This is a genomic window from Gillisia sp. Hel_I_29, from assembly GCF_000744275.1.
In the GTDB taxonomy this organism is placed as follows: Bacteria; Bacteroidota; Bacteroidia; order Flavobacteriales; family Flavobacteriaceae; genus Gillisia.
Genome location: NZ_JQLP01000005.1, coordinates 2,444,338 through 2,458,703, shown reverse-complemented (window position 1 = coordinate 2,458,703; position 14,366 = coordinate 2,444,338). Strand labels below are relative to the sequence as shown.

Sequence of the window (14,366 nt, the reverse complement as noted above, 5' to 3'; positions counted from 1 at the left end):
TTATTTTCCTTGTAATTTTAAAAAATAGTAATCACCGACTTGAGTCCAATTAAATAAATATGTTTTATGTAAAATCATATTAACTGGTTTGCCACCAATAGGTGTATCTATTAAAATACCATCTTTTATTAGAGTGTTGTGAGAAGTATCATATTTCCAGCTTTTAAAATTCTTGCTTTTTGGATATATAAAATTCCTACTATCTGTCATGGTTAATTGGACACCTAAAACAGTATTTTCATTATGCCTTTCATATGATTCAAGCAACTCTAAATCTTTGTATAGTTCACATCTAAAAATATCTTGAGCTCCTCTTGGACCACCACTTGAACTTATGGTTTTATAACATTTCAATTCTATAGGTAGTAAAACCTCTTTTTCTCCTTTTTTAATATGTAACAAAATATCACACATTTTAACCTTTCCTTCTACAACAATTCTTGTTTCTAATTCAATCCGAACTGATTCATCTTCATTATATATTGATAAATCACATGTGTTTTTAAGAAGATAGGCCAATTGTAATTGCATGGATGCTTCTTTATTGATTTGAATAAGGCTATTCCCTACCTTGGCAGAGAAACTTAACCAGCAGAGGTCTATAATATCATATACTCTTTTTACTAAAGCTTTCATTAAACTAAATTGAATATGTATTTGCCATTTTCTCGGCTAACCTTTAACCTAGTTCGTTGGTGAATCCGCATTTCACCCATAAATTTATGCCCAACTCGAAGTATTGATGAACGTCTTTCTTGGAAATCATATTTAGCCTTGTAATTCTTACCCAAATATTTAATTTGAATAATTTCTGAATTTTCAGGAAAATACTTTTTAAAATCTACCGTAATCCTCAATTGTCCTTTTTCAATATCCTTTTCCGTGATGCTATTTCCAGACTTAGGGATAACAAAAGATTTACTGGAAATGTTTTTTATTTCTTTACTAGTAGGAACATTCTTATTGGATAACTCTTTAAGTTTTTCAATTTGACCATCAGGTCCCTCATTTATTAATAATGAATAGTAATGGTCTTTATTTGCCACGGTGGCATTATGAAATGGAACTTCATATATCTCAGTTTCATTCCAAGTTCCAATTTTACCGTACCTATTTTTATTAAAAGAAGTATTAAATGCATAATCTCTAAAAGCGGCACCAACTTTACTATGCATTAAACATAATTTTTTAACCTTATTTAACTTGAGAATATCCAGTATACGGTTTACATCATCCTTTGTAGGGTCCACTTTAGAACTATCTGTTTCAACTACGGTTCTTATAAGGTCAGTTACACCAATTGTCCAATTATTGAAATTAATAGAAGATTTACCAAACACTTTTTCATCCCCATGTAATTTGTTCGTTACAGATTGAGTTATGATACCAGTTCTATAAAGTATGTTCCAAAAAGATAAATTGTTGGTAAACCAATGTCCGTTATCATTAGAATTCACTGGGGCATTAAGAGCTACAAAAAGTATGTCCATTTCGGGATGAATATATTCTGATAGATTTACTCCCATATATTTAGTTCAATTGAGCTTTAATATTAGCTACATTCCAAATTTGCATTACCAATTTTTTATATAACTGCTGTCTCTCTTGAAAAGAGCTTTTCTGAAAATCTGAAATAGCAATAAACTCTAAATCATTATTAGAGATAAAACTTCTGAATCCAGGATTATTCTGATAGGAATTATGATTCAATGAAGCCGCTAATAAGTTCTGACCATAATATTTTTCAATCTTCTGGGAATATTTATTATCATTCAGGCTTCGATTAATATTAGCAGGCAAAATCAATAAGCCTCCAAATAAGTTTCTATTACGTTGAAAATCATCTTCGCTCTCAAAATCCTCTAAATGGTCCTCGTAATGGTCACTCCATATATGCTCAATATCATAAGGGTTCTTAATTTCTCTATTTACATATACATCAAATTGAGTGTCCTTACCACTTTCATTTTCTACATAATGAGTAATTCTAGCTAACTGATGAAGCATGTATCTTTTAGTCCAACCATTTAGCCTAAATGTATCTACACCGTCAAGTGTGAATTCCATATTATTAATTTCTTCGGTCAACAATTCGGCTAATTCCTCAGGTGATTTGTACCTCATCCTTTTTGATAGTTGGAACATGGCATAGGTCATTGCTGAATAATCTATAGTTTTATAATTAAACACTCGAACTGATATGTATTGGTCCAAGAAACATGATACTACTCTTAATTTTTTATCTATTTCTTCTCTCGTATCTTTCTTATTTATTGCAGCCAAAAGGAGAAGCGGTTGCAAAGTAAAATTACGATTGGCATTATAGAAGATATATTCGAATCCTTGGGTTAGATTCTCTGAATACTTGATTATTCTCTCATAGGTATTTGAAAATAAATGGAATTCATCCATAACAAATGATTCATAGTCCACTGGTTTTAAAAGACCTATGTCACTAGAATTTTCTCTTACCCATTTATGAAAGGCTGTACCAATAATATCGAAATCTCCAGGCTGTGCTCCCTTTTTACGTTCTCTTATAGTCTGGGCATATCTTGCTCTTAACCATATCTTAATAAAGTCACTTTCTTGTTCTTTCCCTAAAGATTTTAACTGAAGTATTTTGCTTTTCCATAGGTTGTTTGCAAATTCTCGATTTTGGTTATCAGCTATTTCAGATAAGATATAACCCTTAAGCATTTCAGTTGCGGTAAGACTAAGACCACGGTCATTCATGGAAACAAAAATCTTATGAGCATCCTGTTCGGTCTGAGCTACGATTTTTATAAATTGAACATTATCTATTACCCAATCTTTAAAAAATGGAAGTGCTTCATCTGGTAAGATATCCAACAACAACCCAGATATATCCTGATATCTTTTCCAAATATTCTGGACACTCTCGGGATGACCTTCTATATCAAAATGTTTATCATCTACTATCGCTTGGAGGCAACTCGTTCTTTCTTCCACATCGATATTGAATGTGGTTTTACCATACTTTTGAGAATAAATTAAATTTAAAACCTCAGCCTTGTCATTTGAATCTTCTAGGTTCTTAGTTAAATATAAAAGTAGTAAGCTTAAAGAGGTCAATCTTTGTTGACCATCTATAATGGCATTTTCATCCTCGGTAAGAACTACAGACCCCATAAAATAGTGACCATATTTTTCTACTTCAGGACGGTCATGGTCTTCAGACCAATATTGAAGGAATTCTCCAGTTAAATCTTCAACCAGCTCCTCAATTTGCTTTCTACCCCATTGATACTCTCTTTGGTAGTAATGTATTTTATACTTAACCCCAGTGAATAATTCCCTTATAGTTTTGGGAGAACCTAAAATTTTCTTCATACTAAATTAATTTACCAATATCTCTTTTCTTACATCTACTTTTCCCGTCACAACTTCACTGATTAATGCTGTTTTATATTCTTTAAGGAATTCAATTTCTTTACCCATTTTGGAAATTGTCATATTTCTTCGGGTCAGTTCAATATCAAGAAACTTACCTATCTTTTTTTGTTCCTTATAAGGGGGAAGCAATACAGGCAGCCTTTTAAGCAAACCTTGGCTGAGGGAAGCTCTAGTAACCAGATTCATTTCCTTCACGAAAAATGTTTTAGGAATAAAGCTTCTAAAATAGAATTTTGAAAAGTGTTTATTAATTAAGTTGTTTTCTGGTCGAAATTGAATAAGAAAACCAGCAAATATCGCTCCCTCAATCGTATTAAGACAAGTTGAAGCTATTCCTATCTCTTCAATTGTTTCTGATGTTCTTGTAAAAAAAACATCACCCTCTTTGACGGAATATTTTATTTTGGCTTCATCATCAGATTTGGCTAATCCCGAAGGTATATTTGGCAGTGTTGCATTATAGTATACATCTCCATATGTTACAAAAGGATAACCTGAACCAAAATATTCTCCCCCTTCACTTACGCCATTTTGAACTTTACCTAGAAATTTCAATTTCTTAATTTTCCAATGTTCAGGAATCTCTCCCAACCATTCTACTCCAGAGTCTTTCATCGGCACATTTTGGTCTATACCTTTAGTAACTGCCTGGTTAACGACAGCAGTTTTTTCTTCTTCAAGAAGTTCAATGAGCAGTTCTTTTTTAGAAATTAGGGTGTCTATTTCTGTGGTTTTTTTGTCTAAATAATTTGCTATTGCTATTTGTTCATCCGAGGGGGGAATCGTCAATTTACTATTCTTGATTAATTGTTGATTCAAGATTTTTGCCCCATAAATATTTTCATTTGAATTGAATTTAAGTATAGTTCCGAGCAAATAATAATAATAGTTCAAATTAAGAGAAGGATGAGGAAGTACAGAAAAAATAGCCTCATTGGTATAAACATCTTTTGAAGTAAAACCCATTTTCCCAACACTTAATTTAAAGCTATACATCAATGAGCCCTTTGGCACAATTTCCTTACCAGCAACTGCTAAATCCGTCAATTTAGTCTTCGATTCATTAATATACTTGGAGCCTAAATCAGAGATATTTATCCAATCGTGTAATCCATTAGAATAAAACTCATTATTGGAGGTTGATGGTGTAAAGCCTGTATTGAATTTGAAGATATAATTTAGTTTTGAAACTTTCCAATGTTTTGGGATTACACCTATCCATTCTACGCCAGAATCTTTATATGATGTGTATTTATTCATTGATTTCAGCTTCCTTATTAATTTCACCAAGCTTATTAGAAAGATATTCTTCAATTACATCCACGATACCGCCTTTCTCAAAGAAATATTCGTTTAACAATTCTTCGAATTTCTCGCTGAATATATCATTCTCACCTAGAAAATTTTCATTTGAATATTTAACTAAATGAGTTCTGGTCCTGCTCCCATTGGTGTTCCCATAGGTGAAAAAGGGATTGCTTTTGCTCTTCTTTTGTAAGAAATCAAAAAATTCCTTCTCATTATTTCGGATGACCAAATCAGTCTGACTGAAAGATTCAATTACAAATCTTATTTCATTATTCAATATAATTTCACGGCCTCCGTTTACCCAAAATCTTATTTGATGATTAGATTGAGGGTGGATTAGACCTGAACTCTTTCTTTCGTAACCATTATTTTCAAAAATTGTTAAAACCTGATTGTCAATATATTCTACAGCCCTATCCACTTTGTTTTGAATCTGCAGTACTTCTTTCCCTTGATTATTAAGTGCCTTTACTATTTCATTCATTGGCTTTTCTGCAATTTTGGTTTCGTAATGTGTTTGAATATTTTTAAAATATTCATATAAATATATTAAGCTGGTATGACTCAAGCCACCTTCCATATTCAAATTAGACTGAACCTGCCGAACTAGTTCTTGGTGAGTGATATTTATATAGCTTCTACCTTTCTTGGATGTACATTTCTTTTCAGGAATTGGCCGTAATGATAGTATAATCCCAACTAATTTTTTGAAATCTTCCTTTTTATGGTCCCAATAAACATCCAGTGGATTATCTAAGTGATGATTTAATTTATTCTCTATAATTATTGACCAATCCTTTCCATCAATTGAAATATCAATCGACTTATATTTCAATTCCTGTTCCTTAATTCTAGAAGTAGAGTCTTCGGTAAAAACAAAAAATTCACCAGAATAGTTCTCTATTTCAATATTGCACTTCTCAGCAATCAATTCTTGAAGGGAATTAAAAAAAAGTAATCCTAGACCATGGTCCTCCTTAGGATTAAAGTAATAGGCAAGGATTCTGGAATTTAGAGTCTCTTTACTCTGTACCCCCAAGATTTGAAATAGATTTTTTCGAGGAGGTCTAGGTAGCTCTGGTAACCTTAGAGCTATATTTTCAATTATTCCTTCTAACCCCATTATCTAATAACTTTTCCAATCATGTGTTCCGTCTCATCTTCTAGAGCCAAGATATCGGCTCGTATTTCTTCTAGCGACCTCAATGGTTTAAACTTATAGAAATACTTAGTAAAGTTAATCTCATATCCAGTCTTTGTTTTACTTTCATCTATCCAGGCATCTGGAACATGTGGGAGAACTTCTCGCTTCATATATTCCTGAATATTTTCCTTCAAGGGAATGTTTTCTGTATCCCTTAAACTAGAATCTGCCTTCAACTTACCCTTACTATCCTTTACTGCTTTTCCATTTTTCATTAAAGGTCTTTCGACAGTGACTTTAGAATAACCAAAATCTTCATTATCAAATACTTTACTAAACTCTCCAGACTTATGATTCCCATAGATTTTAGTAAGGTCTTCTATTTGTCTATCACTTATCTCTTTGCGTTTATTACCTAAGCTCTTAGGCATTTTCTCATAGAAATCTACAGCATTTATAAGCTGTACTTTACCCTTCCTTTCAGGGGCCTTGTGGTTGCTCAACAACCAAATATATGTACTTATCCCAGTGTTATAGAAAAGCTGGTCTGGTAAGGCGATAACAGCCTCTAACAGGTCGTTTTCTATAATCCATTGACGAATCGAACTTTCGTTCTTATTAGAACTTGGGGAACCACTAAATAATGGAGAACCATTAAATACAATGGCCAATCTAGAACCCTCTGGTTTCATTTTTGAAATTAGGTTCATTAGGAACAGGAATGAGCCATCACTCTTGGATGGTAAGCCAGGACCAAAACGACCACCATGACCTAAATCATCATGTTCTTCCTGAACTTCTTTTGCAACTTTACCCCATTTAACTCCAAATGGCGGATTGGTAATTAAGTAATCAAATTTTTGATTTCTAAATTGGTCACCTTTCTGTTTAGGGGTATCCTTATTTTTTAAGCTATTACCTTTTTCAATATTGGATGGCTTTTGACCTTTAATAAGCATATCTGATTTACAAATTGCATAAGATTCAGGGTTCAATTCCTGACCAAACACTTGCAAACTTGCATCAGGATTGAGCTCATTCAAATATTCTTCAGCAACAGATAGCATTCCCCCTGTCCCTGCACAACAATCGAAAACAGTTTTTACAACTCCTTTTTTAGTCAGAATATCCCTATCGTTCATAAACAACAAGTTTACCATTAGTTTAATTACTTCTCTAGGGGTAAAGTGTTCCCCAGCTGTATCATTAGAGATTTCGGCAAACTTTCTAATAAGCTCCTCGAACATATATCCCATTTCCATACTGGAAACTTTTTCAGGGTGAAGGTCCACTTCTTGAAACCGTTTTAACACCATAAATAGAAGATTGTTATCATCTAATAAGGTAATTTGGACATCAAAATTGAACTCTTCAATTATTTCTCGAGCCTCCTGAGAAAATCCGTTGATATAATTGCGAAGGTTTGATGCAATGTTGCTTGGGTCTGCTATAAGCTTGTCAAAATCAAATTTACTTGCATTATGAAAATTATATCCTGCCTCCTTATTTAGTATTGGGTCAAGATTTTGGATATTCATATTCCTGGCTTGTTCTAATTTTTTTAGAACATCAGCTTTTGTGTTTTCAAGAACACAATCCAGTCTTCTTAATACGGTAAAGGGTAGAATTATTTTACCATAATCACTTTGTTTAAAATCTCCTCGGAGAAGGTCGGCAATGGACCATATAAAATTTGCAGATTCTTTAATGTTAGTCATTAAAAGGGCTGTAGTTATTGAGGTTTATAATATAAATTTTGTTAAAGATAGAAAACTCTGAACATGTTTCAGAAAGGCTTTCCGTAAATAAATGACAAAGTAGGGATAGTCAGGAATGAGGTCTAAAATAATAAATAAAATTTCTAAATTCTATTTCAATGTATATTATATTAAGTCAGAAATAAAATCAGCTCCAAAATCTGAAAAAATTTTTTAAGCACTATATCGTATATCTTATAAACACCCCCTCCATACCCCCCAGGAGAGAGAGGGGATACCTTGGAGGACCTCCCCCCCGTAGGTCATATGTTGAAAAAACGGTGATTACGAATTTCCATCAATTCTTTTGAAAAAATAAACTAAAAGCATCAAGCATTGTTTAAACACCACCCCATGTTATCTAAAGATTACAGAATAAAAATTACACTCTATAACCCCATGTACTATGGCCCTAAAGAAGAAAATTGTTAAATCATACCTATATTTTCTAATTTAAACCACCCTCTACTATACTGTCATAAACAGGTCAAAAAGTATCTATTAATCACTTAAAAACACACAAATAATAATTAAATAAAATATAAACCATTTATGTAAAGCCATATAAAACTAATCAAATCTTATTACTGAATAGATATATAAAAAGCTCGTAATACCTTGACTTAACACAATTACATAAGCATAACCGTTAGTTTATTTTTTAGTATCGATTGCTTAATTAATAATTATCAAATTAATTAGAATGATTATCAAATTAATTAATTTTATTTATAAAAAATGCTATTTTATTAAACTAATTAGAATGATTTATAGTTTTTTTTAAGAATAATATAATTAATATTTGGAGGATAGAGTTTATTATCTATCTTTGCAGTCCTAATCCAAATTAACAAGCGGACAAAAATTAAATAAGAGGAGAAACCTCTTATGACTGCCTATACTCTGGCCAGAGATATTAATGTGGAGTAAAAATTACTAATTGGAGCAATGCTCCCTAATTTAAAAAATTAAAAAAAATGAAAATTATTGAAACAAAAGACGATGTCGATAACCTAATTTACAGAAAAGGAGTTAATTCCTATAATAGATTTGAAGCATTCTTAGATATTCAAAAATCGTTAAGTAATAACCTTTACGGCTATGCTTGTATCAATGCTTTTGATGCCTCAGATAACAATTACATATGGAGAAAAGAAATTATTAAAGCTTTTTCAAAAATAAATGCTGAGCCTGAATTTATAATGGAACAAGAAGAGTTAGATTTAGTGAATAACCTCCCTGATAAAATCACAATTTATAGAGGGATGACCGAAAAGGAAAGAAACAGTGGAAACTTTGGTGTTGCATGGTCTTTAGACAAAAAGGTTGCTGAATTTTTTGCCTATGAGTACGAAAGGAATCATTGCACCAGAAAACTAGAAAAAACAGTTCATACTCTAGTCATTAATAAAAATGAGATGATTGCATTTACTAATGAAAGAAAGGAAAAAACAGTGTTCTATGTCCATAAAAAACAAAATGGGCTTCATAATATTATAGAGAAAAAGTTATTAGAACGTCTTAAAAATCCTACAAATTTAGATGTGCTATTAACCAAAAACCCGCAGGAAATTCTTGGAGCCTTTTACGGTACAAATAAACTATTTATTAAAGACATTCAGTATAATGAAAATCCGACAGCAGGTAATTATGCCTTAACTGTTAACATGGATTTCTATATTAAAAAGAAAATGTCTTTAAATCTCTATTGCAATGACTTAGAGTCTAATTATTACTCAAACCTGTCTCAGATTCAAAAAAACTTCCATCCACCTAGCATTAACGTTACCTTAAAAAAACTTATAGGATTACCTACTGGTAGTAGAATTCTAAATAAATTCATTTTAGAAGAAAGAAAATGTCTAGGTCCTCATACTATTAAATCAGACACAGTTTACGTAGTCATAGGAAAGAAAATCACCATACCAGATTTTCAAGCACTATAATCTTATCTAGCATATAAATTAATTCTTGCTCAAAGCAAATTCTATCTAATTCAATTACGATTTGGACAGAACTCATATTTTTAAAAATCAATTAAATGAAAGAAAATCATATCTCTTTTGAGGGAAAATACATAAACGGCAAAGCGTTATATAAGCTATTCGATTTTAGTGAAAACAAATTTATCACTAAGACCTCTCCAGGAATAGGTGTAACTACAGCCTTATTAAATTACACTAGTGGAAATATTATTATCATTAGTCCTTTAACTCCTATGATTGAAAAAAAAGCAATGAAAGTTGGAGAATATAGCAGTACCAAACAATTCTTCAAATGCAATAAACTAAAAAGTAACTGGAAGGATGTTTTGGACTATCTAAAAAAGACGCCAATTGAGCAACAGAACATAATAATTAACTGTACACCAGATAGCATATGTGGCTTGTTCGATAATAATGAAGAGTTATTTGAACGATTAATACAAATACCTATTATTGTGGATGAGTATGATACAGTTGTACTTCAATCCCAATTGAGACCTGATTGTGGAAGATTCTTAGAGCTTGTCTTCAATAAATGGGTATCGAATTTTACTCTAACCACGGCAACACCTAATTATGAGTATTTGGACATTCCTTCAGATAAAAACATTCCTATATATACTGTTGGCAGAGAGATTAACACAAAGATTAATGTTTGTGTTAGCAACGAGTATAAGGATGCTTTTCGATTTATTCATAATGAAATAGAATTGGGCCATAAAGTAGCCTGTTTCACAAATAATTTAAATGTTCATAAAAAGGATATTACAACACTTCAAAAAAGTATGGCTGGGGAAAATCTCACCTTAAAGCTGGAATACTATGATATAACTATGGGGGATATCTCTGATGGGAATTTGTTTAAGGATTCCAATTTAATAGTTTTCTCAGGAAAATATTTTATTGGGTATGATATTGAAGAAGATATATCCGTAGTTATACTAAGTGAAGCTAAAAATCAAGCTACCAGAATTGGTGTTAATTTAGCTGTTCAAGCCTTATTCCGCTGTAGGGGCAATATAATTAACGCCTTATATGTTAACACCCGACTTAAAAACAATTTCTTACCCCAAAAATCATCTCAAATAGATGTGCAAAAGGAGTACCACATTGATGTTAACTACTATACTCAAAAAGCCTCGAAATATAAATTCCCATGGCAGGTTAATGAAAATGAATCTATTACTCCAGAGTTGTATTGTAATAGAGGACGACTTGCAAGTGATATGTTAAATAAGATTTATTGGTTAGAGTTACATATGACCGACTCTTTAACTGAAAGATTTAACAAGTACGAAATTGATTTAATTCCATATCAATCTCCAGATATTGAAATTGAAGAAAAAAAAGGAGTCAATTTTATACAGAGGATTTTAAATGTATCAGAAGGTGATAGTGAAGAAATGCAAACTAAATATGAAAAGGTTGTTGCTAATCTCCGTTTTAACAATCAAGGTTCACATAACTCTAATAGAGCCATGGAAAGACTCACTGCTTTAATCATAAAAGTAATTGATGATAAAGATTTGTTTGAAAAGCTTGATAACCCTAAACTCAAACCAAAAGCTTTTTATGAATATTTTGATAAATACCTACAACGCAATTATCCTCATAAATATCTTGTTGAGCATTTTCGAAGAAGCCCACAATGCCTAAAGCAAATAAAAATCTTAAAAGCTGCGGATAAGAATAATGTCGACACAAATCTTCTAACCCACTGGTACTTATTCTATTCTGTATTTAAGGTTTTAAAAGACGAATTTCCTGAGGGCCTAAATAGACTCTTCTTTATTCGTAAGACTGCGGGGGATTGGAGTAATCTAGAACCATTTGAGGATAATAAAAAGCAAAGACACACCCTGGCCTATAGAGCTGTCAAAAAAATAATAAAATCACAATTCAATAACATACAAGTAGAGGAAGAAAGAAGTATAGAGAAGATAATTGGTTTAGCTTACTCTAAAAATGACAAGGATAAATATAAGTATTTAGGCTATAATGAATCTAGTATAAAAAAGAAAATAAGTGATAGTGTTCATTATTGGATTAATCCTAAAATAAAAATTGAAAATGAAAAAGGTAGAGAATATAATCCAATGACGAAATTGAATAAAATTTATAGAAAGGTATTTCCTTTTGACTATATACTAGTTGATTTAATAAGTGCTAATGCACAGTTCGTAGATAAAATACTGAAAATTGATATGTATTCTCAAGTTTATGATAATATCATGCTTAGTCAGGATATTGACAGGGACAAGGCGAAACAACAATATAATAAATTTTTGAATTCGCATTACCTAACCAGAACTGATGCAATTAAATTCTATACCGAAATCTGTGGTTATGATGTAGATTCTGCTATAAGATTAGCAGCAATTACAGCACAGGTAGATAAGGGTTCTTTTTATATGAAAATGACTGAACAGGAAAATTTAGCACTGGAAACGTACAACCAACATTTTGATTACAAAGGAATTCGGTTACACGATGGCCTTATACTCTCCCCTTGGGATATCATTGAGCCAATCCCTCTACAGGTAAATGGGTATAAGTTCAATATTAGTTATTTCAATTCTAATAAACCCTATATGGGAAATGTATGTAATGATAATTTAAATGTTTCATTATTATTTGGATAGAGGTATATACCTGATTGATGGTTTCTATAATAGACAACAAAACAGTAACACCCTGGGGCTACCTACAACACGCTAACAACCAGGGGTTTGTGTTAAATATAAAAAATAATTTTGTAGCACATTAGCCACATATAATTTAAATCCGAGTGGTTTAATACTCAATAATAATAATAGGACAAATGAATCTTGAAGAAATTAAAACGTTATACGTAAATCTCATTGAAAATTTAGAAATCTTAAATGGAGTACCACCCCATGGAACTTACCATCTCATTGCGTATATATAAGTTGAAAAACTAAAAGCCAAAAATATTGACTCATGTTCTGCAACAGGACATCTAGTTTTATTAGATAAAAATGAAAACAAAATTCTATATAGCAGCAAGAATCCAAGTAATCCAAGAAATGTTGGGTATTATCATACTTGGTGTGAGGCTTTAATAGATAACAAAACATATATTATTGACCCCAGCCTAATTCTTAACATACAATTTTTAAAAAATCATTATAAAATTAAAGTTCATCCTAAAACACCTTATTTTATATTAACTACAGATTTAAAAACTTACTATTGGAACTATACTGAGGATGTAACGCTCAAGAAGCTGTCAGATTTTGATTTATTACAAACACCCACATCTATATTGGAAAATTTAAAATTTATATATGGTAGCTAAGGGAAAAAGAAAAGGGAAGGCTCTAATACAAATCTTTTTAATTCTTCTTCAACGTATTAGAAAGCCTTTCTATTACCATTCCAACTTTCTCTTCTAAAATCTGACCATAGTGAGCTTGGGTTATACCAATTCTAGAATGTCCCAATAATTTGCTAACAATTTCCATAGGTACATCATTTAAAAGCAGAACGGTTGTTGCAAATGTCTTTCTGGCTATGTGATGTGTTAAATTAACTTTAATGTCACATAAGCCCGCAATTTCCTTTAAATACGCATTGAAATGGGCATTGGTTTTTGTGGGTAATACTCTGTCATTATTTAACTTACCCTTATATTTATCTAAAATTTCTTGGGCCATTGGTAGTAATGGAATAGAGATGTTTCTGCCAGTTTTCTGCCTTGTCATTCTAATCCAGTTCTTATTTTCTTTATCCAATATAATATTGTGAATTCTGAGATTACTCATTTCCGTAAAAGCTAATCCCGTATAACAACAGAAGATGAAGCAATCTTTCACTTCTTCCAATCTCTTATGAGTTAATTTCTTGGTTTGAAGGTTTTCCAGTTCTTGCTCAGTTAGAAAAAGTATTTTTTTATTTACTGATTTTGTTTTGTGTAGCATGAATGGGTTTCTGTCTAAATATTCATGCGCAACAGAAAAATTTATCATCTTTTTAAATCGCTGTAGAGCTTTATTGATAGTACTCTGTTGCATTTCCTTTTCAGTTTTCAAGTAATATTCGAAGTCATTTATGAACTGGAATTTTAGCTTATTAAGCTTATAATCTTTCTGACAATATTTTTTAAATATAAAATCTTTCAAATGTCCCTTAGTGTTCTCAAATTTTTGCCAGGAAATCAGCTTAATATCTTTTCCTATTAAATTTTTATAATAATTATTATGTTCAGAATAAGCTTGAATAACACCTATATCTGCTTTTGCTGACTCTCCTTTATACAATCTTACTATGTCTTCTAGACCAAAAGGAACATCTTTCACCTCAAGTAACATATATGCTTTTCGCAGCTTTTGATTCATTATCTCCAATTCAAAATTTAAGACATCGTTTTCTAGTAAATTTCTTAACCTCTTTTCGTGACCATTCCAATCTTCTGGCCTAACCATTAACCTTGTTGAGAACTCTTTTCTTTGTCTGTTATATGTAAGCCTACACATGATTGGTACAAGCCCCTTCTTATTGATTTTTGAACGTTGGATTAAGAATAGAATCTTCATTTTTTTCAGTATTTAATTAGATTGAAAAATGGGACACCAGGGTGAAAAATGGGACACCGTATGGGACACCAAAAATTGAAGAAAAAGTCTTTGGAATAAATTTTAACAGAAAAGCTATAAAATAAAAAAGCCATTTTCCAATAGTATGGAAAAAAGCTTCTCATTGGTAAATGCTGTAAAAACAGCATCTTAACCACGT

9 protein-coding genes are annotated in these 14,366 nt (G+C 31.5%); 2 read left to right on the top strand and 7 right to left on the bottom strand.

The window, feature by feature from the left end; translation table 11 throughout:
- Genes P163_RS16360 through P163_RS16335 form a run of 6 tightly spaced genes read right to left on the bottom strand, consistent with a single transcriptional unit; the run spans position 1 to position 7,587 of the window.
- Positions 1-636 carry a hypothetical protein gene (locus tag P163_RS16360; protein WP_051931275.1) on the bottom strand — a complete coding sequence of 212 codons (636 nt, stop codon included), beginning with the start codon at positions 634-636 and terminating at the stop codon, positions 1-3.
- Positions 636-1,526, bottom strand: coding sequence for a hypothetical protein (locus P163_RS16355; RefSeq protein ID WP_034893723.1), 891 nt, complete (start codon positions 1,524-1,526; stop codon positions 636-638). Before P163_RS16355 ends, P163_RS16360 begins: the two co-directional genes overlap by 1 nt.
- 4 nt (positions 1,527-1,530) lie before the next feature.
- Positions 1,531-3,354 (bottom strand): DUF262 domain-containing protein, encoded by a 1,824-nt coding sequence (locus tag P163_RS16350; RefSeq protein WP_034893720.1) that lies wholly within the window; start codon positions 3,352-3,354, stop codon positions 1,531-1,533.
- A gap of 6 nt (positions 3,355-3,360) precedes the next feature.
- On the bottom strand, positions 3,361-4,677 hold the full coding sequence (locus P163_RS16345) for a restriction endonuclease subunit S (RefSeq protein WP_034893717.1): 1,317 nt from the start codon (positions 4,675-4,677) through the stop codon (positions 3,361-3,363).
- Complete coding sequence (locus P163_RS16340) at positions 4,670-5,848, bottom strand: PD-(D/E)XK nuclease family protein (RefSeq protein WP_034893714.1); 1,179 nt, start codon at positions 5,846-5,848, stop codon at positions 4,670-4,672. The genes P163_RS16345 and P163_RS16340 overlap by 8 nt, the downstream gene beginning before the upstream one ends.
- On the bottom strand, positions 5,848-7,587 hold the full coding sequence (locus P163_RS16335) for a class I SAM-dependent DNA methyltransferase (protein ID WP_034893711.1): 1,740 nt from the start codon (positions 7,585-7,587) through the stop codon (positions 5,848-5,850). Before P163_RS16335 ends, P163_RS16340 begins: the two co-directional genes overlap by 1 nt.
- A 1,016-nt stretch (positions 7,588-8,603) precedes the next feature.
- Here P163_RS16335 and P163_RS16330 point away from each other — a divergent pair.
- Together P163_RS16330 and P163_RS16325 are read left to right on the top strand one after the other, a co-directional pair.
- Entirely contained in the window at positions 8,604-9,572 is a 969-nt protein-coding gene (locus P163_RS16330; RefSeq protein WP_034893708.1) for a hypothetical protein, read from the top strand.
- Positions 9,573-9,667: 95 nt separating this feature from the next.
- Complete coding sequence (locus P163_RS16325; protein WP_034893705.1) at positions 9,668-12,253, top strand: hypothetical protein; 2,586 nt, start codon at positions 9,668-9,670, stop codon at positions 12,251-12,253.
- Positions 12,254-12,967: 714 nt separating this feature from the next.
- Here P163_RS16325 and P163_RS16320 read toward each other — a convergent pair.
- Positions 12,968-14,167, bottom strand: a complete 1,200-nt coding sequence (locus P163_RS16320) for a site-specific integrase (protein WP_034893703.1) — start codon at positions 14,165-14,167, stop codon at positions 12,968-12,970.
- Positions 14,168-14,366 lie beyond the last annotated feature (199 nt).